A 23,306-nucleotide genomic window follows, 5' to 3' on the forward strand; every position below is an offset into this window, starting at 1 on the left:
GCGGCTGGAATCGTGAGGCCGCGGCGTACTGGATCGCCCGATCAAGTCGGGCGATGACAGCGGAGTGCTTCGTGAGAGCATCATCCATCACCCTCCCTGCCGCGGCGTGATGATCTCGATCTCGTCGCCGGCCTTCAGGCTCGTCTCGGCCCAGCGGCTTTTCGGCACGACGTCGTAGTTGAGCGCGATGGCGAAATGGGTGCCCTCGTAGTCGAGCTCGGAGAGCAGCGCGTCGACGCTGGCCGAACTGATCTCGCGCTGCTCGCCGTTGACGGTCACACGCATTGCATCACCTCATTGTCGATCTGGCCGCGCTCGACGTAATTGAGCGTCAGCTCGGCGAGCGCCGGCGCGATCAGGAAGCCGTGGCGGTAGAGCCCGTTGACGCTGATCTTGCCGTCGCGCACGCCGATGCGCGGCAAATTGTCGGGAAAAGCCGGGCGAAGGCCGGAGCCGAACTCGACGATGCGGGCTTCGCCGAAGGCCGGATGCACGGTGTAGGCCGCGCCCAGCAGCTCCAGCGCCGAGCGGACGCTGACGCCCGTGTCCTCGGCCTCGATCGAGGTCGCGCCCAACATGAACAGATTGTCCTCGCGCGGGATCACGTAAAGCGGCCAGCGCGGATGGATCAGCCGCACCGGGCGCGACAGCTGCACCTCAGAGGTCTCGATCAGGATCATCTCGCCCTTGACGCCGCGCAAGTCCGGCTGCTCGTCGCGGGCGCCGAGGCCGCGGCAGTCGATCACGATGCCGTCGAGATCAGAAGCACTGACGTCGCTGCCGAACTTGATGGTGCCGCCGGCCGCCTTGATGCGCTCGTGCAGCTTCGGCAGCACCCGGCGCGGCTCGACATGGCCTTCGTTCGGGAAGAACAGCGCATCGCGGAAACGCCCCTCCAGCGATGGCTCGAGTTCGGCGAGACCGGCGGCGTCGAGCCGGTGGTGCTCCTCGGTCATCCGCGCAAAGCGTTCGAAATCGTTGCGCTCGCGCGGATGGGCCACGACGAGCGAACCGTTGAAAGGCGTATCCGGCAGTTCGCGCCGCCAGATGTCGAGCGAGCGCAGCCCCAAGCGGCTGATGATGGGTTCGGCGACCTCCGCCTCGCAATAGGGCGCGAGCATGCCGCCGGCCCAGTGGCTGGTGGCGTCGGTCATGGTGGCGTCACCGCGCTCGTGTAGCGTCACGGTGTGGCCGGCCTGCGCGAACAACAGCGCCTGCCAGGCGCCTGCGATGCCTGCGCCGATGATGGATACCGGGGAATCCGGTCGCTTGGTCGTCTGGTACATCCCTGTCCCTTCGCCGGCATGACCCGGATCAGGTTCAAAGGGTCACCGCGGTCCTGGGCGGTATTGCCCATTTAGCGGTATCTCAGCTCCTCCTCGGAGCACCCCTCGGAACGGTGCTAATGTAGGCTAGTGAGGCAGGGTGGTCAACGCATGTTCCCGGGAACCTGCGCCCGCGCGTTGCGGATCTGCTGGGCCAGCTTGCGATGCGGCGTGGCGCCGAACATCGGCTGCGGATTGCCGTTGGGCTCGAGCTGAGGCTCGAAGCTGGCCTGTTGCACGGCTTCCTGGCGCTGCCGCTTTGCAATGTAGTAATAGCCGCCCGCGAAATAACGCACGGCTCGGTCGTGGTCGCCATTGGCGGCGCGATAGGCGCCGGCGAGGTACTTTACGGCATAGGTGAGATTGGTGTTGGGATCGCGCAGGCCGCTCGCATCGCCGGTGTAACCGAGGCCGCGGGCGGTCGCGAGCTTGATCTGCATCAGCCCGATGGTGCCGCCATGGCCGACCAGGCCCGGCTGATAGCGGCTCTCGCGCATGATGACGCGATGCACCAGCGCCTCCGGCACGCCGTTGGCGCGCGCATGGGCCGCGACCATCTCGGCATATTCAGCTTGCCCTGCGAATGCGGCCTGCGACGACACCAGTCCGGCCGCAGCGAGAACGGCAATGCGCAAAATCTTCATTGAAATATTCCTCGGCAGAACTGAGCTGCCCCCGTGCGCGTTAGGCCGTGGGAACACGGCGATGATGTGGCGAAACGCCGCCGCCGGCGATTTTCGCCAAGCCGTCGCTTTTACGACTCAAACATGGGTTAACGTTAAAGCTGGCGGAGTGCCTTACGCGACAGCAGGTCTGTCCATTCGTGCATTCGCCCAAAAGTCGCACAACCAGCATTCGGGAGGACGTCCATGACCCGAGCAGACATCAGCGACATCCCCACGCAGAATCCGTGTGCACAATGCGGGACACCGATCCCGTTCCCGGACTGGATTGAGCCGGGCGAGGGACGCGTCTCCTATCTCTGGAAGTGCCAGGCTTGTGGCTATCACTTCGAGGCAATCGCGATCTTCGACGAGGTCGCGGTCGAGCATCCGCCGCTCGCAGCCTGAGGCGAAGGCCTCAGGCCGCCAGCTTCGGCTGCTGCCACACCGGCAGCTGCATCCGAACGATCAGCCCGTGCGGCTGGCGGTCGTGCAACGACAGCTCGCCGCCATGCGCGATCGCGATCGCGCGCGCGATCGACAGGCCAAGGCCAAAGCCGGTGGAATCGTCCATGGTGCGCGCGTCGTCGCCGCGCACGAACGGCTCCAGCATGTCCTGCTTGCGCGCATCCGAAATGCCGGGGCCGTCGTCCTCGACGTCGATGACGAGCTTGGTGCCTGAGACATCGAGGCGGATCGTCACCTCGGCGCCGAAGCGCACCGCGTTCTCGACGAGGTTGGTGACGCCGCGATGCAAATCGTCGGGACGTGCCGCGGCGGTTGCAGAGAGCGGGCCGTCGTAATGCACGACATGGCCCATGTCGCCGAACTGGTCGGCGATGAGCTGCAGCGTACTGGCGATGTCGACCAGCGTCACCGCCTCGATCTTGCGGTCGTTGCGCAAGAGCGACAGCACGCTTTCCAGCATCGAGCGCATCTGGTCGAGGTCGATCAGCATGCGCTTGCGGTTGCCCTCGTCCTCGATGAATTCGGCGCGCAGGCGCAGCCGCGTGATCGGGGTGCGCAGGTCGTGGCTGATCGCCGCCAGCATCTTGGTGCGATCCGACATCAGCCGCGCGATCCGCTCATGCATGCGATTGAGCGCCCGGGCCACCGAGCGGATCTCCTCGGGGCCGCGCTCGGGCAGCGGCTCTGCCTCGCCATCCAGGCTGAAATTCTCGGCGGCCTTGGCAAAGGAGGACAGCGGCGCCGCCAGCGCGCGCGCCGCCCACAGGCCGAGCACGGTGATGCAGATGAAGGCGGTCATCAGCGCCACCAGCCACGGTGCGCCCCAGAACCACGGCCGCGGGCCGCTCTCGACATGGCCCGTGATCATGGTGCCGTCAGGTAATTGCACGCCGATGCGATGGAGGCCGTCTTTTGGTGCGAGCTGCAGCACCTTGTAGCCGCGGCCGAGATGGCGGCGGACCCCGTGCAAATGCTGGCTCTCGTCGTCCTCGACCACATCAGCCGTGCCGGGCGCTGATATCTCGATGTTGAGCTTGGGGAAGGCGCGCGCGAGATCTGCGATCAGGCGCGGCCGGTCATCGGGCCTCGCCGAGCCGAGCAGCAGCGCCGCATCGGTCAGTTGATGGGCGCCGTCCGGCGGCGTCTCCGGACGGTCGGGCCTGCCCATCAGGAAGGCGGTGGTGACGACGAGATGCAGCGCGATCGTCGAGGCCAGCACCAGTGCGGCGATCTGCCCGCCGATGCCCTTCAGGTGGAAGAACCCGAACGGTCTCATCGTCCAAAAGCCCCCTCAATTGCTCAGGGGCGTCGTAACCGCTTCCGTTCTGGGCGTAAACAGGTAACCGCCGGAGCGGACCGTCTTGATGATGGTGGGATCGGCCGGATTGGGTTCGATCTTGCGGCGGATGCGGCTGACGAGCACGTCGATGGAGCGCTCGAACGAGCCGGTGTTGCGCCCCTGCGTGAGGTCGAGCAGGCTGTCGCGCGACAGCACGCGGCCGGGACGCTCGCAGAACGTCCTGAGCAGGTCAAACTCGGCGCTGGTGACCGCGACGCGCGCGCCTTCCGGATTGCGCAGCTCGCGCAGCCGCAGGTCGATGCGCCAGCCTTCGAAGGCGAGGGTGGAAGCGCCCTCGGTCGAGCTCGCGGCCTGGGCCGAGGCCTGGCGCCGCAGCACCGCGTTGATGCGGGCAAGCAGCTCGCGCGGGTTGAACGGTTTCGGCAGATAATCGTCCGCGCCCATCTCGAGGCCGACGATACGGTCGACGTCCTCGCCGCGCGCGGTCAGCATGATGATCGGCGTCTGCGCCTCGGAGCGCACCTTGCGGCACAGGCTGAGGCCGTCCTCGCCCGGCAGCATGACGTCGAGGATGATGAGATCAACGCGGTGGTCGGCCATGGCACGCGACATCTCGCGGCCGTCGCTCACGGCGGTGACGTTGCAGGAGTTGCTGCGCAAATATTTCGCAATCAACGTCCGCGTTTCGCGGTCGTCCTCAACGACCAGAATGTTGGGAGAGGGAATGGCCATGAGCTTTGTTTGTCCAAGATTCGGGCCAAAAGGCGAAGTTTTTTGTTTCAATTTGTTTCCGAGCGTATTTTCGCAACACAGGGCAACGACTGCGTCGCGGTCCGGCAAGGTCTCGTTAAGCGCGCAAACCATAGCGTGGCGCAGTTGCGTACGAAACCCCCGCAAAAAACCACGGTGCCATTCATGACCTCGATTTCGGCGGCCTCGGCCGGCCAATACCAGTCGCCGCTCCAGCGGCTGCAGCAGGAGCTGCAATCGGAAGTTTCCGACGGCACGATCTCGTCGTCGGACCAGTCTGCGCTCACGACTGCTCTGCAGGACATCGACACCGCGCTCCAGCAGAGCCGCTCCAGCGACCAGTCCAGCGGCAGCAGGCCGTCCAGGGATGGACTGAAATCCAAGATCGACGATCTCATTTCAGGCGAGGTCTCGAACGGGACGCTGACGTCGGATCAGGCCGACGAACTGAAGGGCGTGTTTCAGTCCGCTTTCGCCAAGGGTCCCGGCGGTCCCGGCGGTGCGGGCGGTCCGCCTCCTGGTCCGCCGCCCTCCGATGACGGCTCTTCGGATTCATCGTCGACGGATCCGACGAATGACAGCTCGACGGGGTCCAGCACCGCCAAGCTCCTCGAGCAGTTTCTCCAGGCGCTGCAGCAATCGCAGTCCTCGAGTTCGTCCTACGGTGCCAATGGTGCGACGAGCTCATCGAGCAATTCGGATTTTTCTGCGCTCTTGATCGACTACAAGAGCTGACCTGAAGCGACGCAGGTCGGCGCGTTCCTCGCCGCGATCGTGCTTCATCCCAGGGCGCATGATCGTCGGTGGGGAACCGCACCCCGTTCCTGCGTGCCGCAGGAACCCTTCCGTGCAATGCAGCGCGATCGCGCGACGAAATTGCCGCAGCACAGGAACTGCTGCTGTTCGTCGCTGTTTTCTCCGCACGAGTTTTCTGCTGAAGGAGAGGACACGATGTTGATGAAATCGATCGCGGCCGGCTTGGCCGGCACCGCTTTGCTTGCGACCGTTGCGTTTGCGCAAAATCCGACCACTACCACCGACAAGTCGCCCACCGCGGCCACCGCGACGACGACAACCACGAGTGCGTCGGGTGAATGGCGCGCCTCGAAGATGGCGGGCGTGAAGGTGTACAACGATGCCAATGAGAATATCGGCTCGATCAACGATCTGCTGATGGACAAGAGCGGCGCCGTCAAGATCGCCGTGATCGGCGTCGGTGGCTTCCTCGGCATGGGCGAGCATCTCGTTGCCATTCCGTACGAGAAGCTGAAATTCGTCAATGAGGCCGTGGCCTATACCGGCACCGGCACGAACCCGGCAAATCCGAACGCCAAGCCGGCGGCAACCACGACGACGGGCGCTGCGACCGGCACCGACAAGACCGCGACGACCACCACATCGTCCAGCTCGAAGTGGTATCCGGACCATGCCGTGTTCAATGCCAGCAAGGATGAGCTGAAGAACATGCCCGAGTTCAAGTATTCGGAGTAATGCGGATCGCGTGAGTGCCTATAAGCGAAGCGCGCCCGGTTTTCACCGGGCGCGCTGTCGTGCCGTTTCACCTCTCCCGGCGAGCGGGGAGAGCGAGAGAATGCTCAATTCCCCTTCACCAGCGGGCAACCGCCCTTGTCGAGCGGACGGAAGGCGTCGTCGCCGGACACTGTGGCGATCAGCTTGTAGAGGTCCCACTCGCCCTTGGACTCCTCGGGCTTCTTGACCTCGAACAGATTCATGTCGTGGACCATGCGGCCGTCGATGCGGATCTTGCCATTCTTGGCGAAGAAGTCGTTGATCGGCGTCTTGCGCATCTGCTCCATCACCTTAGGCGCCTCGTCAGTCTTGATGGCCTCGATCGCCTTCAGATAATGCATGGTCGCCGAATAGAGGCCGGCCTGGATCATGGTCGGCATGTGGCCGACCTTGTCGTTGAAGCGCTTGGAGAAGGCGCGCGTCTCGTCATTCGTGTCCCAGTAGAACGCATCGGTGATGATCAGTCCTTGTGTCGCCTTGATGCCGAGCGAGTGAACGTCGGTGATCTCCATCAAGAGGGCGATCATCTTCTGGCCGCCTTGCGTGATGCCGAACTCGGCCGCCTGCTTCAGCGCATTGGTGGTGTCGCCGCCGGCGTTCGCCAGCGCGACCACCTTGGCCTTGGAGGCCTGGGCCTGGAGCAGGAAGGAGGAGAAGTCCGACGAGTTGAGCGGATGGCGGACGTCGCCGAGCACCTTGCCGCCGCTCTCCTTGACGACATTGGCAGCGTCGCGCTCGAGCGCCATGCCGAAGGCGTAGTCGGCGGTGACGAAGAACCAGGTGTCCTCGCCGCGCTTGACCATCGCCTTGCCGGCGACGTTCGACAGCGCGTAGGTGTCGTAAGTCCAGTGCACCGTGTTGGGCGAGCAGGCGACGCCCGTGATGTCGGAGGAGCCGCCGCCCGAATTGATGTTGATCTTGTTCTTCTCGCGCGTAAGCGCCGAGATCGGCAGCGCGACCGAGGAGGTCGGCACGTCCATGATCGCATCGACCTTGTCGTTGTCATACCAGTTGCGGGCGATATTGACGCCGACGTCGGGCTTGTTCTGGTGGTCGGCGGACACGACCTGGATCGGCACCCCTGCGACCTTGCCGCCGTAATCGGCGACGGCCATCTCGACCGCGGCGAGCGAGCCCTTGCCGGTCGCGTCGGCATAGAGGCTCGACATGTCCGTGAGCACGCCGAGCTTGACGACATTGTCGGAAATCTGCGCCTGCGCCGTGCCGCAGCTTGCAGCGACGGCGAAGCTGGCCGCGACGGCGGCGATGAGTTTATGCATGGAGTTTCTCCCTCAGCGTTGTTGTTTGGGGCATTGTTGCGGGGACTGTTGTAGCGACAAACCGTCGCGGGGGCAAAGGCGGGGAGGCATGCGGCTGGCTGGGAAATAATTAGGGGGCGACGGTGTTTTTCCTTCTCCCACAACAAGGGGAGAAGGAAAAAGGGCGACGCCAATTACGTGACGCCGCCCTTGAGCCGTTCGTTGCGCCGGCGCAAACCTTCCAGTGTTGCAAGCAGGATCACCGAGACCGTGGTCAGGATCACCGCCGCTGCCGTGATAGTCGGGCTGATGTTCTCGCGGATGCCGCTGAACATTTCGCGCGGAAGGGTACGCTGCTCCGGCCCTGCCATGAACAGCACGATCACCACCTCGTCGAAGCTGGTCGCGAAGGCGAACAGCGCGCCTGAGGCGAGACCAGGCAGGATCAGCGGCAGGATCACGCGGCGGAACGCTTCAAGCGGCGAGGCGCCGAGCGAGGCGGCAGCGCGGGCCAAATTGGTGTCGAAGCTTTGCAGAGTCGCGCCGACCGTGATGACCACGAACGGCGTTGCCAGCGCGGTGTGAGCTAGGATCAGGCCGAGATAGCTGCCGGTGAGGCCGATCGGCGCGAAGAAGAAATAAAGACCCACTGCGGTGATGACGCCGGGCACGACGACCGGCGACAGCACGAAAGCCAGCACCAGCGGCTTGAACCGGCTCTTCCACTGCGCCAGCCCCAGCGCTGCCAGCGTGCCGAGCACCATCGACAGCAGCGTCGAGGCGACGCCGATGATCATGCTGTTCTTCAGCGAATTCATCCAGCGCGGCGAATTGATGAAGTCGTCGTACCAGCGCAAGGAGAAGCCCGGCAGCGGATAGGTGAGGTAGGAGCCGGAGCTGAAGGACAGCGGCATGATCGCGAGAATCGGCGCGATCAGGAAGATGAACACCAGCGTGGAGACGAGGATGGTCGCGGCCCAGGCGATGCGCTGGCTCGACGTGCGGATGGAAGGCGCGTCGCTCAATTCTTCATCCCTCCCGTGACCTGCTGGCCCTGCACCAGCTTGCCGTAGACGAGCGCGAGCAGAACGGTTGCGAGCAGCAGCACCGCTCCGAGCGCGGAAGCAAGGCCCCAATTGGCAGTTTCGGTGGTGTAGAGCGCGATGAAGTAGCTGATCATCTGGTCGGCGGCGCCGCCGACCAGCGCGGGCGTGATGTAGTAGCCGAGCGCCAGGATGAAGACGAGCAGGCTTCCCGCGCCGATGCCGGGCAGCGTCTGCGGCAAATAGATGCGCAGAAAGGCGGTGAGGGGCGGCGCGCCGAGCGAGGCGGCGGCCCGCATATAGGCCGGCGAGATCGCCTTCATGCTGCTGTACAGCGGCAGGATCATGAACGGCAGCAGCACGTGGGTCATGGCGACGCAAACGCCGAAGCGGTTGTAGATCAGGCGCAGCGGCTCGTCGATGATGCCGAGCCAGTGCAGGCTGTCGTTGACGACGCCCTTGCTCTGCAACAGCACGATCCAGGCGCAGGTGCGGACCAGCAGCGAGGTCCAGAACGGCAGCAGCACGAAGATCATCAGGAGGTTCGACCGGCCCGCCGGGAGCGTCGCCAGCAAATAGGCGACAGGAAAGCCAAGCATCAGGCACAGGGCCGTGACACCGAGGCTGATGAGGAAGGTGCGGGCGAAAACCTCGCGGTAGATGGCCTGATCCGGCGGCGCCGCGACGATCGCACCGTCCGCGTTCCTGACGAGGTCGAGCGCTCCCAGCAGGTAGAAGCTGGTGATCGGACCACTGGCGCCCTTGATCGTCGTCCAGGTGCTGCGCTCGCGCCAGGCCGGGTTGATCTTGCCCAGCGTTTCCTTTGCCGTGCCTGCTTCCGGCGCTGCCTTCAGATTGCGTGCGGTGCTGAAGAGGATCGTGCGAAAGCCGTTTTGGGCGTAATTGAGCCGCTTGGCGGCGATGGCGATGGTGCCGGCGGCGCGTGCTGCCTGGAGATCGCTTGCCAGCGCCGCGTAGGCCTTCTCGTCCGGCAGGTCCTTGCCGTCCCAACCAGCGAGGGCCGCGACGGTTTGCGGCAGAACCTGGCGCACCTCGCGGTCATCGACCGCGTGCCACAGCATGCCGGCGATGGGCCCGGCGAAGGTGAAGAGGAGGAACAGCAGCAGCGGCCCGACAAGCGCAAACGCCTTGAGCTGGCGCGCGCGCTCTGCCCGCTTCAGGCGGCGCTTGAGCGGCACGTTCGTCGTGGCATCCGCGCCGGTCAGGGACGCTGTTGTCATCGGGAGGGCCTTTTGGAGCGGTCTGAGCGCACGCCTCGTCCTTCGAGACGACCGCTTCGCGGTCTTCTCAGGATGAGGCTCATCGACAGCCGGGCTCGTGAAATAGCCGCCACGCACTCCGCCCTCATCCTGAGGAGCCCGCCAAAGGCGGGCGTCTCGAAGGATGGCCGCAACGGAATTGCTCTCAATGCGCGCCGCACTTCGGCGCGCGCTATTTTGCGGCCCATTTGTTGAAGCGCTCGGTCAGCTTGTCGATGTTCTCGAGCCAGAACGCCACGTTGATCTCGATCGCGTTCTTGATGTTGTCAGGCGCGGTTGGCAGATCCTTCAGCACGGCGGGCTGTAACAGGCCGGCGGCGTCCTTGTTCGAGGTGCCGTAGGCGATGTTCTCCGACAGTTTCGACTGGTTTTCCGCCTTGCCGGCGAAGTCGAGGAATTTGTAGGCGGCGTCCTTGTTCGGGCTGCCCTTCAGGATGACCCAGCTGTCGAGTGTGAACAGCGCGCCGTCCCACACCATGCCGAAATTCTTCTTCTCGTTCTTGTTCGCGGTGTCGATGCGGCCATTGTAGACCGAGGTCATCACCACCTCGCCGGAGGCGAGCAGTTGCGGCGGCTGGGCGCCCGCCTTCCACCAGACGAGGTCGCCCTTGATGGTGTCGAGCTTCTTGAAGGCGCGCTCGACGCCTTCGTCGGTCGCCAGCACCTTGTAGACGTCCTTCGGCGGCACGCCGTCGGCCATCAGCGCGATCTCGAGCGTGGTCTTCGGGCCCTGACGCAGCGCGCGCTTGCCCGGGATCTTCTTGGTGTCGAAGAAGTCGGCCCAGCCTTTCGGTGCGTCCTTCAGCTTGTCCTTGTCGTAGCCGAGCACGAAATCGTAGAGGATGGCGCCGACGCCGCAAGGGTTGACGGACGGCTTGATGTAGGCGGCCTCGCCGCCGATCTTGGTATAGTCCATCTTCTCGAACAGGCCTTCGTCACAGCCGACGGCGAGCTCGTCGCTCTCGACCTGGACGACGTCCCAGGTGGCGGCGCCCCCCTGCACCTTGGCGCGCAACACGCCGATGCCGCCGTCCCAGGACTCGTCGTTCATGGCAACGCCGGATGCCTTCTTGAACGGCTCGAAATAGACCTTCTTCTGGGCATCCTGATACGCGCCGCCCCACGACACGACAGTGAGGTCACGCGCCTGCGCGACCGTCGCCAGCGCAGCGCTGGCGGTGAACGCCGCGGCGAAACCCAGAGCAATGTTGCGTTTCATCATGGTCCTTGTTCCTTCTTCGTGTGCATTGGGTTGAAGTCGATAGCTGGATCAAACCGGATCGAGGGCGAGGCAGTCCTCGGGGCGGAAGCTGATGAACACCCTCTCGCCGTGTTTCAGGCCGTCATGCGCTCCCGGCTGAAGCTTGACCATGAATTCGGCATTTCCTGCGACATCGAGCACGGCGAGTGCGTGGTCGCCGAGATAGATGGTGCTCTGCACCTTGGCCGGCAGAAGGTTCGGTCCGTCGCTGGAGGTGCCGTCCGGGATGATGGCGATCCGCTCGGGCCTGACCGACAGCGACGTCGCTGCGCCCGCGCCTGACACATTGATCGCCCGTGCGGTCACGGCGCCGCCGGCCGCCAGCGCGACGCGGCAAGTGTCCTTGTCGATCGTCTCGACCGTGCCCGAGAGCACGTTGTTCTCGCCGACGAAGTTGGCAACGAAGCTGTTGACGGGGCGCTCGTAGAGCGCATCGGGCCTGTCGATCTGCTGCACGATGCCGTCGTTGAACACGGCGATGCGGTCCGACATGGTGAGCGCTTCGCTCTGGTCATGGGTGACGTAGACGATGGTGATGCCCATGGTCTCGTGCAGCTGCTTGATCTCCAGTTGCATCTGCTCGCGCAGGCGCTTGTCCAGCGCACCGAGCGGCTCGTCCATCAGCACGAGCTGCGGATTGAAGACCAGCGCGCGGGCCAGCGCCACGCGCTGCTGCTGCCCGCCGGAGAGTTGCCCGGGCCGTCGCTGCGCCATTGTCTCCATCTTGATCATGCGCAGCGCTGCCTTGACGCGCGCCTGGGTTTCCGCCTTGCTCGTCTTGCGGACGGAGAGCGGGAAGGCGACGTTCTCCTCGATCGTCAGGTGCGGAAACAGCGCATAGTTCTGGAATACCATGCCGATGTCGCGCTTGTGCGGGGGCATGTTTTTGATGGGACGGTCCGCGAGGTAGATCTCGCCCTGGGTCGGAACCTCGAAGCCGGCCAGCATCATCAGCGTCGTTGTCTTGCCCGAGCCCGACGGGCCGAGCAGCGTGATGAACTCGCCCTTCCTGATGTCGAGGTCGAGGTTCTTCACCACGAGATGCTCGCCATCATAGGTCTTCTGAATGCCGGAAAAGCGCACCAATGCCGGCGCAGGCGTGACCATGCCGGCTTCCATGTTGTCCTCGCGTTGTCCCCTAAAGGTGCTGTCAGCACCTCGTTCGAGCTTCCGAGCAGCAGCTTAGCATCCCCGGGCGAGAATGCCAGCGGCGCGGGAGGACATGATGAGCGCGCTACATCCCCGACAGTCTGGTCACGGACACGTTCAATGAGCCGCCGGCTTCCGCGACCACGCGCAGCGTCTTGGAATCGAAGGCGATGTCGGCGAGGGTGAGACTGCTGATGACGGCCTCGACCTTGAGGCCATCCTCGTTCTTCTGATAGTCGGCGATTGCGGCTGCGATCTTCTCGCGCGCGTTGGCGGCGATCGGCTTCAGATCGAGCGTCGCCTTTTGCACCAGAGCCTGCTGCAGGTGCGGCACCACCGTGCGGGCGGCCGCGCCGAGCAGGCCGAAGGCCGCCTCGGATTCCACCGCGAGCTGGATGTCGGCGAGCCGCAACGTCTGCTGTTCCTGGTCCAGCATCGGCCGGCCCCAGATGTGCACGGTCGCCTCGGCGCCCAAGCCGAGCCAGCTCTTCTTCTCCTTGGCGCGGACCAGCAGCGAGATCAGGAGCCGCTCGCCCGAGGGGACGACGTTGACGTTCTTTACCGTGACCTCGACCGGACCGGAGCCGTCCTCGGGATAGGTGTGGCCGACCATCTGGCTCGCGATCAGCTTGTTGATCTCGGTGAAGGGCACGTCGATGGGAACGCCGATATTCACGCCGGTACCGGTCGGCGGCACGATCGAGATCTTGTCCGGGAATGGGCAGTCCGGTTTGGTCTGCGTCGTGGTCACGCGCGTCTCGGCCTCCAGGCCAAGCAGCAGCGTCACGGCCTGCGCATCGACGCGCGGCTGCGCGGCGATGGCGCGGGTCGGCTTCATCTCCAGCCAGAGCGGCGGCAGTGATGCCGAGGAACCGCTGCCTTGCAGGGGGATCGAGCGGCAGGCCTTGGCCCATTGCACCTTCGCGTTCTCGCGCAGGCTGGGGTCGTTGCGGATGCGCTCGGCGACGACGTTGAGCTGATCGCCGACCGTCTTGTCGATCAGCGGCTTGACCTGCGCCGGCACGTTGACCTTGGCACCGGCGACGTTGAGGTTGGTATCGCCGAGATTGACCTGCGCGCCGAGATTGGGTTCGAGATGCCAGGCGGCGGCGAGCTTCGGGCGTGAGGTGACGACCACATTGCCCTTGATCTCCGCGCTGGCGTTCAAATTCTTGATGTTGACCGCGCCGATCCGCTTCGCCGCATCGCCGCCGAGCACGCTGCCCAAGGCATCGCCGAGCGCGCCGGTGGCCTTCGCCGACAGCGATCCTGTGACGTTCAGCTTGCCGGTGATCGGCGTCGACAGCGTCAGCACGTCCTTGTCGCCGGTCGCCGACATCGGCCCGCGGGCGGCGGTCCAGCCGATATCGGCGTTTTCCAGGATCTGCGAGATCGGGTTGTCGGCCTTGCCGGCGAAGTTGCGCGGCGAGGCCTTCTCGGCCTGGTCGCGGATCGCCGACAGCGCGATCGCGACCGGCGCTACCACGATCGAACTGCGCGAGGTCGGCGGCAGCGGCGGCAGTTGTGCGACCGGCGGCGCCGAATTGGTCGCGCTCGGCGCGAGCCAGTCCATCGCCTTCAGGCTGATGAAGAACGACGCCGCGAGCACCGCGACGCCGATCAGGATCGTCTTCAAGTTCAACGTCAGTCGCATCAATCCCCCAAGCCGCGCCCCAAGGAGGATTTTACAGGGCGGGCGAGGAGGGCGCTAGAGCGCACCGATGGGGTGGAATTGGGGCGAACGGGTTAACGGAAGCGCTCCAAAGCGCGATGAGATTAGGGTGAACCGTCATCGCGCTTTAGGTTATTGTTTGAGCATGATCTTTTCGGAAAACCGCTTCGCACTTTTCCGGATCATGCTTTAGCCACGCTTCGGACGCCGAATCGCTCTCACCTTGCCGGAGGCGCCGCCGCCGCAGAACAGGCGATCGCCGCCGTCGGATTCCAGCCCCGAGACCATTGTCCCCTCGGGCATATCGAGCTGCTCGAGCACCTTGCCCGTGTCAGGGTCGATCCGCCTGACGTCGCTGTCCTCGCCCTCCCAGGTGCCGTGCCAGAGCTCGCCATCGACCCAGGTGACGCCGGTCACGAAGCGATTGCTTTCGATGGTGCGAACGACCGTCCCCGTATCGGGGTCGACCTGATGGATTTTCCGCTCGCGATATTGCCCGACCCAGAGCGAGCCCTCGGCCCAGGCCAATCCGGAATCGCCGCCGCCACCGGGCGCGGGAATCGTGGTGAGCACCTGGCCGGTCGCGGCGTCGATCTTCTGGATGCGGTCTTCCGCGATCTGGAACAGGTGCCGTCCGTCGAACGCCGTTCCCGCATGCGCGGCGACATCGATGGAGCGCGCGATCTTGCCGCTATCGGGATCGAGCTCATTCAATTTGTCGCCGGACGCGAACCAGACATGGGCGCCATCATAGGAGACGCCATGCACGGCTTCGACGCCCGGAAAGGGCCCGTACTCCCTGACGATCTCGGCGGTTGAACGTTTCATGTGCTTCATCCCTGTGAGGTGATCGACTTTACGTCTTCAGGGGCAATCCGGGGAGTAACAAGCCTGTCGGGAAACCGGGGACTGGCGGGGTCATCCAGCGCCGCGCGCGGCCGTGCCCGAACGATTGCACCTTGTTCGATCGCGCCAGCTCGTCGAGCGCCCGTTGCACCGTGCGCGGGCTCGTTCCCAGCGCCAGCGCAAGCGCCGAGCTCGACCACGGCTCGCCATCGGACAGGAAGGCGAGGACAGTGGCGTGCTTCTCCTCGACCGGCCGCGCCAGCACGAGGACATCGCGCGTCTTCCGCGGCGCCAGCACGAAACCCTGCTTCGTCGCGCTGATGTCGGCGAGCGGCTTGAGGTGGGTGCGGAGCCGCCCGATCTCGACCCGCAGCCGCGCGCGGTGCGATTCATCGGCGTGCTTCGCGCGGAACGCGCCGGCGATCAAGATCTCTCGCGACACATCCGCAGGCCAGGCTTGCGCCAGAGTGCGGGCGAGCGCGAACAGCACCGGCCGCGTTCCCAGCGATACGGCCGTGCCCTGCCTGCGCACGACGTGATGAAAGGTGTCGACGACGAGTGCCGTCGAGGTCGCGAGGCGCTCGACCTCGCCGAGCAACAAGGGGTGCTCGTCGCCGCGCACGATCAGGCGCGCGGCCGGCGTGTTCAGAATGAGGTTCGCGCTGTCGACCTCGGCGAGGAGCGTCGGGATTTTCGCCAGCCGGGCTGCCTTCGCCGCGCGCGCGAGCGCGTCGCGCGCATCCTTCGTTCTGACCCGCCTGATGGCGATGCCGGCGACGATGAGTTCGCGGACGACCTGTGAAGCAGGCGGAAGCGGGCTGGCGGCAAGCTCGGCCAATGTGCGTTCGGCCTCGTCGATGCGGCCGAGGAGGAGAAGGCGCCGCGCCTCGATGTGACCCGCATGGGCGGCATTGGCGAGATCGCCGTGCTTCTCGAGCGTCGCGCGCGCCGCCGCGAGCGCCTTCACGGGCCAGTTCAGATCGCGCAAGACCAGCGCGATCTCGGCCTCGGCCACCACGCACCTTGCGCGCGCGACGGCTTCCCTCGGACCGAAGGCGCGGGCGGCGCTTCGCAGCAGTGCCTTGGCCTTGGCGAGATCGCCGAGCTGCGCCATCGCGATGCCGCGTAGCGCCAGCGACGGCGCATCGTTGCGCAGCGCGACGCGGTTCAGGGCGCCGAGCGGATCGCCGGCTTCGAGCGCGCGGGCGGCGGCCGTGATCAGCGACTCCATGGAAATCCCGCCACACTTGTTACTCCCACTGCGCAACCGTCTGGTGCCAGAAATCGTGGACGGCCGACGATGTGCGGCGAGGGGCGAGCGGTTCCGCGAGAGGCGGGATGGCTGCCCGAGCGAGACGTCACGCAAGAGGTTTGGAGAGCTATCATGACATCAGCAGGCAAAGCAGCGACTAACGGACAGACCGCCATGCAGACACCGCCGGTCGTGTCGCCGCAGGAGTGGGAGGCAGCCCGACAGCAACTGCTGGTGAAGGAGAAGGCACACACCCGCGCCCGCGACGCACTCGCCGCCGAACGCCGGCGCATGCCGTGGATGGAGGTGACCAAAGCCTACGCATTCGAGACGCCCTCAGGCAAGGCCAGTCTGCTCGATCTGTTCCAGGGCCGGCACCAGCTGATCCTGTATCGGGCCTTCTTCGAGCCGGGCGTGTTCGGCTGGCCCGACCATGCCTGCCGCGGCTGCTCCATGGTGGCTGACCAGGTCGCCCATGTCTCCCACCTGAACGCCCGTGACACCACGCTGGTGTTCGCCTCGCGCGCCCCGCAGGCCGACATCGCAAGGCTGAAGGCGCGGATGGGCTGGAACATCCCCTGGGTCACCATCACCGACAGCTTTGATGCCGATTTCGGCGTCGACGAGTGGCACGGCACCAACGTGTTCTTCCGCGACGGGACGCGCATCTTCCGCACCTATCTGATCAAGAGCCGCGGCGACGAGCAGATGGGCGGCACCTGGAACTATCTCGACATCACCCCGCTCGGCCGGCAAGAAGTCTGGGAGGATTCGCCGAAAGGTTATCCGCAGACGCCGACCTACAAATGGTGGAACTGGCACGACAGCTACGAGGCGGGTGCGGAGCCCGACAAGAAGTGGGTCGAGATCACGGACGCTGGTGAGATCGCGCTCCGTGCTCCGGGCGCGCAATGAGCGACGTCCATTGCGCCAGCGCCAGACGTGACGGCAGCGAGGCCGCATCCCAGCTTGCCCGATGGCTGGGTCTTGCGGCCACGCCGACCTTCGCGGTCATGGCCGTACTGACGGCCGTGCTCGGCGGCTCGGCGGACATGTGCTCCGCAGGCCACGGCCTGTCGCTGGGCGGGATGGTACCGATGTATCTCCTGATGAGTGCGTTTCATTCGGCGGCCTGGCTGCGGCTGCTGTCGGGACGGCGAGCATAAGCCGATCATCGGCGTAAAATCGCAGACGGCCCCGGTCTCACCAGGGCCGTCTTTGTCATTGACCGCTTCCGTCGACGAACAATTCCATCAGCACTTCATCAAAATACCGGCCATTCTGCTTGAAGGCCTTCACCTCGCGGCTGTATTCGACGAAGCCGGCGGCCCTGTAAAGGCGCAGCGCCGCCTCATTCTTGCTCATCACGCTCAGCTGGAGCTTTTCGACGTGCTTTGCGGCATGAGCAACGATCGTGTCGACGAGGCGCCGGCCGACGCCGGCTCGCCCTGCCTGATGTCGCACATACATGCCCCAGAGATCGGCCTTGTGCAGGGTCTGAGGACCATCCTGCCGGCGGAAGCCGGCCACGCCAACGATCTCGCCGTCGATGAACGCGCCGAACACGTCCGAGGTGGTGAGGCGCTCCTCGAACCAGGCGAGGGGCTTATCCTGCTCGCGCGCGAAGGTGCTGGCGAAAGCCTCGGGATGCGCCGACAGCGCTTCCAGCCTGATCGCACGATAGAGCGCGGCATCTGCGGGTGTGAGCAGTCTGATCATCCGGGGCACGATATCCTACGACGGACCATGTGGCCCCAACAAAAACGGCCCCGACATCGCCGGGGCCGTTCGCATTTCGAAGTCTTCCGCGCGCCGCGTTACCGAAGCTCGGCGCGCCGCTCCGTCATCGGCAGCACGACCACCTTGGTGCCGACGCTGACGCGGGAGTAGAGGTCGGTGACGTCGTCATTGGTCAGGCGAATGCAGCCGGAGGAGACGTGCTTGCCGATGGTTTCGGGGGCGTTGGTGCCGTGGATGCGGTAGACGGTGCCGCCGAGATACATGGCGCGGGCCCCTAACGGGTTGCCGGGGCCGCCGGCCATGTGGCGCGGCAGATAGGGCTGGCGCTGGATCATTTCCGGCGGCGGGGTCCAGTCCGGCCACTCGGCCTTCTTGGTCACCGACTGGGTGCCGGACCAGGTGAAGCCGTCGCGGCCGACGCCGATGCCGTAGCGGATCGCCTGGCCGTTACCGAGCACGTAGTAGAGATAAGTGTTGGGCGTATCGATGATGATCGTGCCTGGCGCTTCGCGCGTGGCATAGGAAACGGTCTGGCGGCGGAAGCGGGCCGGCGTCTCGACGGCATCCTGATCCTCGGACGGAGCGGTCTGATAGGTCGGCGCAGAATAGGGCTGGTACGGCTGAAGCGGCTGCGGCGCGGTCATCGCAGGCAGTGGCTGGAAGAACGGGAAGAGCTGCACGGGTGCGGCTTTGGCCGGGCCGGCGAACGCGATTGCGGTAACGGCCACTGCACTGCAAGCAACGGCGCGCGAATACGTCTTGAACGTGTCCAGATTGAACATTGGTCGCCCCTGTTTGTGCGGGTTTTCTTGGTCACCCCGGCACCGTTGCGGTGCTCCGTTGCCTAAATCACTAACGGAAAGAAGTTTCGGGACGTTTGCGCGAAAAACCGAAAACGGTTTCATCGCGGCAAGGATTGTTTCATGACAGTTTCGTGGCCGGGCGGCGCCGTTAACGAACAAAACAACGCGCCGACACTTATGTGACGTCACACGCCTGAAATATCCTTCGTTGATGGTCGATGCCTGAGAATCATCAAACTCTCGGGATTTTCCCATGCGGGTATTAATCGCGACCGACGCCTGGCATCCGCAGGTCAACGGTGTGGTCCGGACCCTGACCTCGCTGGCCGCCGCCGCCAAGGCCCTCGATGTCGAGATCGACTTCCTGACGCCTGACGGCTTCAGGTCGTGGCCGCTGCCGACCTATCCGGGCATTCGCATTGCGCTGCCTTCGGCTAAGGAGATCGCACGGCGGATCGAGAAGGCCGCCCCCGAAGCCCTGCATATCGCCACCGAAGGCCCGATCGGCTGGGCGGCGCGGGCCTATTGCCGCCGCAACCGCCTGGCCTTCACCACCTCCTATACGACGCGCTTCCCGGAATACGTCTCGGTACGAACAGGCATCCCCGATGCCGTCGGCTATGCGGTGCTGCGCCACTTCCACGAAGCCGCCGCCATGACCATGGTGGCGACGCCGTCGCTAAGGCAGGAGCTGTCGGCGCGCGGCTTCAAGCGGCTCGGCTTCTGGGGGCGCGGTGTCAACACCGAGCTGTTCCACCCAGATTCCCCCGCCGAACTGGATCTTCCGCGGCCGATCTTCATGACCATGGGCCGCGTCGCGGTGGAGAAGAATCTCGAGGCGTTCCTGTCGCTCGATCTGCCCGGCACCAAGGTCGTCGTCGGCGATGGTCCGCAGAAGGCGGCGCTCGAGAAGAAATATCCTGATGTCGCCTTCCTCGGCGAGAAGAAGGGCGCGGATCTTACCGCTCATCTCGCCGCCGCCGACGTCTTCGTGTTTCCGAGCCTCACCGATACGTTCGGCGTCGTGCAACTCGAAGCGCTCGCCTGCGGCACGCCGGTTGCGGCGTTTCCGGTGACGGGCCCGAAGGACGTCATCGCTGATCATCCGATCGGCGCGATCGACGATGATCTGCGCGCCGCCTGCCTGCGCGCGCTCACCATGTCGCGCGAGACCTGCCGCAACTTCGCGCTGGAGCGCTCCTGGGAGAACAGCGCGCGCCAGTTCGTCGGAAACCTCACGTCACTTCAGCCCAGCCGCATCCTTCGCGCTTCGCCTCGCATGGCGCGGTGGCCGGTGCGCGGTTGATTCATACTTTGACCCACAGCGAGAACCTCATCGATGGCTAAGATCATGAACCTTGACGGCACCCAGCAGCTCGACCTCACCCGTGGCTCGGTCGAGCAGGCCTATGACCGCTGGGCGCCGGTCTACGATCTCGTGTTCGGCGGTGTGTTTGCCAAGGGCCGTCAGGCCGCGATCGCAGCCACCAACAAGATCGGTGGTCGCGTGCTCGAGGTTGGTGTCGGCACCGGCATCTCGCTGCCGCTCTATGCTCCGCATCTGCGCATCTTCGGCACCGACATTTCGGACGCGATGCTCGACAAGGCCCGCCGCCGCGTTCGCGAAGGCAACCTCAAGAACGTCGAGGGCCTCGCAGTGATGGATGCCGAGAAGCTCGAATTCCCCGACAATTCTTTCGACGTCGTGATGGCGCAATATGTCGTCACCGCTGTGCCAAACCCGGAGAAGGCGCTGGACGAATTCGCCCGCGTGCTGCGTCCGGGCGGCGAGCTGATCATCCTCACCCGCGTCAGCGCCGACACCGGCATGCGCCGCTTCATCGAGCAGAAGCTCCAGCCGGTGGTGCGTCCGCTCGGCTTCCGTACTGCCGAATTCGCCTGGTCGCGCTACGCCAAATGGCTCGCCGGCGCCAAGGGCATGGAGCTCGCCGAACGCCGCCTGATTCCGCCGCTTGGTCATTTCTCGCTGGTGCGCTTCCGCAAGGTCGACATCGCCAAGGCGGCGTAACGGCTGCTCCTCATGGTGAGGAGGCGCGCGAGCGCCGTCTCGAACCATGCAGGCCCGGCTGATGCAGAACGGGCCTCGCCCTTCGAGACGCATGCTTCGCAAGCTTCTCAAGGTGAGGGGAGAGAGTAACCCGTGCGTCACCGCGTCGCTGCACATCGTCATATGACAAATTGATGATGTCACACGCCGTACATCGAATCTCTGTAAATCCTGAACCCGAAAGCATTTTGGGGGAGAGCATGATCAAGAACTACCTCGAGCAGCTGCGGATCCAGCGCTGGGACGACCATCGCTACTATCACCACAGCCGCATCAATCAGAGCCTGCACTTCGTCAGCGCGCTGAGCTTCCTCTTTGCTTATGTCTGGCTGTTCGTCGATCCCATGATCTCGGCGCTGGTCGGCTGGCTGGTCTCGATGACCTCGCGCCAGGCCGGTCACTTCTTCTTCGAGCCGCATGATTACGACCACATCAACCAGGCGACGCACGAGTACAAGGAAGAGATCAAGGTCGGCTACAACCTTCAGCGCAAGGTGGTGCTGATGGCGATCTGGGCGCTCTCGCCGCTGGTGCTGGTCGTCGATCCGACGCTGTTCGGCCTGTTCACGCCCTGGGCGAATGCGACCGACTTCGTGCGGCAGGTTGCCAAGATCTGGCTCGCGGTCGGCGGCGGCGGCCTTCTGTTCCGCACCGTGCACCTGTTCTTCATCCGCGACGTCGAGACCGGCCTCGTCTGGATGACCAAGATCCTGACCGACCCCTTCCATGACCTGATGCTGTATCGCAGCGCTCCGCTCGCTTTGATGCGCGGCGAGCTGATGGATCCCGGCCTGCACCTCAATCCCGAGCACACGCTGGGCCTTATCTCCGAGCCCGCGCTCGAAGAGCAGCACGCCTGATACGGCCGTCGTCTAGATCGCGAATGTCTATGGTTTACGTCATGCCCGGGCTTGTCCCGGGCATCCACGTCTCGGGAAGGTCCTCGCCTCGGCCCGCTTGCGGCAGCGCCATCGCATTTGCACTCCGTCATTGCGAGCGCAGCGAAGCAATCCAGACCGCCTCCATGGAAGCATTCTGGATTGCTTCGTCGCAAGGGCTCCTCGCAATGACGATGCGGGTGGAGCGAGGACTCGCCACAAGCGCCGCCATTTCGGGGCGATGCGAAGCATCGAACCCGGAATCTGGAGATTCCGGGTTCGGTCCTGCGGACCGCCCCGGAATGACAGTGGTTGTGTGGAAAGAGCCGGCCTCAGCGCCCAAAACGCTTGGCCAGCATCTCTTTCAGGATCTGCCGCTTGATCTGCTTGTTGGTGAGCACGCCGTCGTGCCACCAGAAGCCGTCGGCCTTCATCTTCTCGGCGGCGCGGACGAAGCGGTCGGCGATCTCCGCGAAGTCGGCGTCGGTGTAGTTGAGGCTAAAGATCAGCCGGCCGGTGCCGACCCAGCTCAGCGCCAGGCCCTCGGCGCGAAGGTAGTATTGCAGCATCCAATTGTAGCGGGACGGGATGGTGTATTTCACCGTCCAGATCGACGAGAAGTTGGCGAACTGCACGGGCAGCTTGGCGTCGGTCATCATCTTGTTGAGCTTCTCGACGCGGCCGTTCCAGGTCGTATCCAGCCCGTCATAGATGGCGCGGAAGTTCGGGCTGGCGAGCCGGCTCAGGAACTCGTCCATCGCCGTCATGACGTAGGGGTGCGAGTTGAAGGTGCCGCGGGCGAAACAGATGTCGGCGGGACGATCGTCGCGGAAGCGGCGCATCAAGTCGCGCTTGCCGCAGACGACACCAATCGGCAGGCCGCCGGCGAGACTCTTGCCGTAGGTGACCATGTCGGCCTTGACGCCGAAATATTCCTGGGCGCCGCCGGCGGCGAGGCGGAAGCCGACGAAGACTTCGTCGAAGATCAGCACGATGCCGCGCTCGGTGCATATCTCGCGCAGCTTCTTCAGCCATTCGGTGTAGGCGACACGATCGAAGTTACCGCCGCGCGAGGAATCGACCAACGAGGAATCGCCGGGCGCGTTGACGTTCGGATGCAGGCCCTGCAGCGGATTGACCAGCACGCAGGCGATGTCCTTGCGCGTCCTCAGCACGTGCAGCGTCTTCTCGGATATCTCGGACAGGGTGTAGGTCTCGTGCGCGGCGATCGGGTTGCCGACGCCGGGCTGCACGTCGCCCCACCAGCCGTGATAGGCGCCGGCGAAACGAACCAGATGCGTGCGCTTGGTGTGGTAGCGCGCAAGGCGCACCGCCTGCATCACGGCTTCGGTGCCGGACATGTGGAACGAGACTTCGTCGAGGCCCGAGATCTGGCAAAGCCGCTGCACGTTCTCGAGGATGACGGGGTGGTAGGGACCGAGCACCGGGCCGAGTGCGTGCGCGCGCTTCTCGGAGCCCTCGATGCATTCCTTGTAGAAGTCGTTGCCGAAGATGTTGACGCCGTAGGAGCCGGTGAGATCGTACGACGTATTGCCGTCGACATCAGTGACAGTGACGCCGCTCGAGGACTCCATGAAGGTCGAGGTGCCCAGATGCTCGCGGACGAGACGCGAGAACTGGAACGGCACGCGGTAGCTTTCGGTGAAGTTGAGGTCGGAGATCGTCTCCGCCGCCTCCTTCGTCATCGCGCGACCCCGGGGGTAGCGATCGGCGTAGAGGCGCGCCAGACGAAAGAAGGCGTCCTTGCGCTGCATCACCACATTGGCTGGCGCGCCGTCGCAGCCGAAATATTTGTCACCCTCGAACTCGTAGAACGGCAGCAGCTTTGCCACCCGGCGCGACATCTTGGAGTGGCCGGCGAGCGAGCGGTGCTTGGCGCGGGACAATTCGACCCGCGCCTTGATCTTCGGGAGGACGGCGGCAGCGGAGGCTGCGGCGGCCACGGACATCGAGAGAATCGGGAGTGTCGTTTCCATGACAACAAGCGCTAATACTGTGA

24 protein-coding genes and 1 riboswitch are annotated in these 23,306 nt (G+C 64.7%); of the genes, 8 read left to right on the forward strand and 16 right to left on the reverse strand.

The genetic code is table 11. The features are described 5' to 3' along the window. Positions 1-87: 87 nt before the first annotated feature. The 3 genes from thiS to XH89_RS08240 form a co-directional block, all read right to left on the reverse strand. A complete protein-coding gene (gene thiS, locus XH89_RS08230; RefSeq protein ID WP_194466588.1) occupies positions 88-285 on the reverse strand; it encodes a sulfur carrier protein ThiS in 198 nt (65 codons plus the stop codon). Next, the gene (locus XH89_RS08235) at positions 276-1,286 is read right to left on the reverse strand and encodes an FAD-dependent oxidoreductase (RefSeq protein WP_194466589.1); all 1,011 of its coding nucleotides are present in this window, start codon (positions 1,284-1,286) and stop codon (positions 276-278) included. The genes thiS and XH89_RS08235 overlap by 10 nt, the downstream gene beginning before the upstream one ends. Beyond that, positions 1,274-1,402, reverse strand: a riboswitch (TPP riboswitch). It overlaps the preceding gene by 13 nt. Before the next feature lie 27 nt (positions 1,403-1,429). Continuing rightward, positions 1,430-1,969: a lytic transglycosylase domain-containing protein gene (locus XH89_RS08240; RefSeq protein WP_194466590.1), complete on the reverse strand. Its 540-nt coding sequence runs from the start codon at positions 1,967-1,969 to the stop codon at positions 1,430-1,432. A 225-nt stretch (positions 1,970-2,194) separates the two neighbouring features. Between XH89_RS08240 and XH89_RS08245 the strand changes: the two genes are divergently transcribed. Beyond that, entirely contained in the window at positions 2,195-2,395 is a 201-nt protein-coding gene (locus XH89_RS08245; RefSeq protein ID WP_194466591.1) for a hypothetical protein, read from the forward strand. Positions 2,396-2,405: 10 nt separating this feature from the next. Here XH89_RS08245 and XH89_RS08250 read toward each other — a convergent pair whose 3' ends face one another. Both XH89_RS08250 and XH89_RS08255 read right to left on the reverse strand, forming a co-directional pair. Continuing rightward, complete coding sequence (locus XH89_RS08250) at positions 2,406-3,731, reverse strand: ATP-binding protein (protein WP_194466592.1); 1,326 nt, start codon at positions 3,729-3,731, stop codon at positions 2,406-2,408. Positions 3,732-3,746: 15 nt separating this feature from the next. Then, positions 3,747-4,487, reverse strand: coding sequence for a response regulator (locus XH89_RS08255; protein ID WP_194466593.1), 741 nt, complete (start codon positions 4,485-4,487; stop codon positions 3,747-3,749). 183 nt (positions 4,488-4,670) lie between these two features. On the opposite strand from XH89_RS08255, the gene XH89_RS08260 reads away from it, so the two are divergent. Further along, positions 4,671-5,240, forward strand: a complete 570-nt coding sequence (locus tag XH89_RS08260; RefSeq protein WP_194466594.1) for a hypothetical protein — start codon at positions 4,671-4,673, stop codon at positions 5,238-5,240. A gap of 216 nt (positions 5,241-5,456) precedes the next feature. Continuing rightward, entirely contained in the window at positions 5,457-5,996 is a 540-nt protein-coding gene (locus XH89_RS08265; protein WP_194466595.1) for a PRC-barrel domain-containing protein, read from the forward strand. A 104-nt stretch (positions 5,997-6,100) separates the two neighbouring features. Here the strand turns inward: XH89_RS08265 and XH89_RS08270 are convergent, their stop codons facing one another. The 8 genes from XH89_RS08270 to XH89_RS08305 all read right to left on the reverse strand — a co-directional run bounded on the left by XH89_RS08270 (position 6,101) and on the right by XH89_RS08305 (position 15,776). Further along, a complete protein-coding gene (locus XH89_RS08270) occupies positions 6,101-7,315 on the reverse strand; it encodes an ABC transporter substrate-binding protein (protein WP_194466596.1) in 1,215 nt (404 codons plus the stop codon). A 173-nt stretch (positions 7,316-7,488) separates the two neighbouring features. After that, positions 7,489-8,319, reverse strand: coding sequence for an ABC transporter permease (locus XH89_RS08275; protein ID WP_194466597.1), 831 nt, complete (start codon positions 8,317-8,319; stop codon positions 7,489-7,491). Next, on the reverse strand, positions 8,316-9,578 hold the full coding sequence (locus XH89_RS08280; protein WP_194466598.1) for an ABC transporter permease: 1,263 nt from the start codon (positions 9,576-9,578) through the stop codon (positions 8,316-8,318). Before XH89_RS08280 ends, XH89_RS08275 begins: the two co-directional genes overlap by 4 nt. 211 nt (positions 9,579-9,789) lie before the next feature. Next, the gene (locus tag XH89_RS08285) at positions 9,790-10,839 is read right to left on the reverse strand and encodes an ABC transporter substrate-binding protein (RefSeq protein WP_194466599.1); all 1,050 of its coding nucleotides are present in this window, start codon (positions 10,837-10,839) and stop codon (positions 9,790-9,792) included. A gap of 48 nt (positions 10,840-10,887) precedes the next feature. After that, entirely contained in the window at positions 10,888-11,997 is a 1,110-nt protein-coding gene (locus XH89_RS08290; RefSeq protein WP_194466600.1) for an ABC transporter ATP-binding protein, read from the reverse strand. A gap of 115 nt (positions 11,998-12,112) precedes the next feature. Then, a complete protein-coding gene (locus XH89_RS08295) occupies positions 12,113-13,681 on the reverse strand; it encodes a DUF4403 family protein (protein ID WP_194466601.1) in 1,569 nt (522 codons plus the stop codon). Positions 13,682-13,888: 207 nt separating this feature from the next. After that, on the reverse strand, positions 13,889-14,527 hold the full coding sequence (locus XH89_RS08300) for a glutamine cyclotransferase (protein WP_194466602.1): 639 nt from the start codon (positions 14,525-14,527) through the stop codon (positions 13,889-13,891). A 28-nt stretch (positions 14,528-14,555) separates the two neighbouring features. Beyond that, complete coding sequence (locus XH89_RS08305; RefSeq protein ID WP_194466603.1) at positions 14,556-15,776, reverse strand: helix-turn-helix domain-containing protein; 1,221 nt, start codon at positions 15,774-15,776, stop codon at positions 14,556-14,558. Positions 15,777-15,929: 153 nt separating this feature from the next. Between XH89_RS08305 and XH89_RS08310 the strand changes: the two genes are divergently transcribed. Both XH89_RS08310 and XH89_RS08315 read left to right on the forward strand, forming a co-directional pair. Then, on the forward strand, positions 15,930-16,712 hold the full coding sequence (locus XH89_RS08310) for a thioredoxin family protein (RefSeq protein WP_194466604.1): 783 nt from the start codon (positions 15,930-15,932) through the stop codon (positions 16,710-16,712). After that, entirely contained in the window at positions 16,709-16,963 is a 255-nt protein-coding gene (locus XH89_RS08315; protein WP_194466605.1) for a hypothetical protein, read from the forward strand. The genes XH89_RS08310 and XH89_RS08315 overlap by 4 nt, the downstream gene beginning before the upstream one ends. Before the next feature lie 55 nt (positions 16,964-17,018). On the opposite strand, the gene XH89_RS08320 is transcribed toward XH89_RS08315, so the two are convergent. Then, positions 17,019-17,516, reverse strand: a complete 498-nt coding sequence (locus XH89_RS08320) for a GNAT family N-acetyltransferase (protein ID WP_194466606.1) — start codon at positions 17,514-17,516, stop codon at positions 17,019-17,021. Between the two features lie 98 nt (positions 17,517-17,614). Next, positions 17,615-18,319, reverse strand: coding sequence for a L,D-transpeptidase (locus tag XH89_RS08325; protein WP_194466607.1), 705 nt, complete (start codon positions 18,317-18,319; stop codon positions 17,615-17,617). A 274-nt stretch (positions 18,320-18,593) separates the two neighbouring features. On the opposite strand from XH89_RS08325, the gene XH89_RS08330 reads away from it, so the two are divergent. From XH89_RS08330 to XH89_RS08340, 3 genes are all read left to right on the forward strand, one after another. Then, the gene (locus tag XH89_RS08330) at positions 18,594-19,646 is read left to right on the forward strand and encodes a glycosyltransferase family 1 protein (RefSeq protein WP_194466608.1); all 1,053 of its coding nucleotides are present in this window, start codon (positions 18,594-18,596) and stop codon (positions 19,644-19,646) included. Between the two features lie 33 nt (positions 19,647-19,679). Beyond that, complete coding sequence (locus XH89_RS08335; protein WP_194466609.1) at positions 19,680-20,369, forward strand: methyltransferase domain-containing protein; 690 nt, start codon at positions 19,680-19,682, stop codon at positions 20,367-20,369. 239 nt (positions 20,370-20,608) lie between these two features. Beyond that, positions 20,609-21,268, forward strand: coding sequence for a hypothetical protein (locus tag XH89_RS08340; protein WP_194466610.1), 660 nt, complete (start codon positions 20,609-20,611; stop codon positions 21,266-21,268). Between the two features lie 350 nt (positions 21,269-21,618). Here XH89_RS08340 and XH89_RS08345 read toward each other — a convergent pair whose 3' ends face one another. Continuing rightward, positions 21,619-23,283, reverse strand: a complete 1,665-nt coding sequence (locus XH89_RS08345) for an aminotransferase class III-fold pyridoxal phosphate-dependent enzyme (RefSeq protein ID WP_194466611.1) — start codon at positions 23,281-23,283, stop codon at positions 21,619-21,621. Between the last annotated feature and the right edge of the window lie 23 nt (positions 23,284-23,306).

Origin of the sequence: Bradyrhizobium sp. CCBAU 53340 (genome assembly GCF_015291645.1) — a bacterium.
In the GTDB taxonomy this organism is placed as follows: domain Bacteria; phylum Pseudomonadota; class Alphaproteobacteria; order Rhizobiales; family Xanthobacteraceae; genus Bradyrhizobium.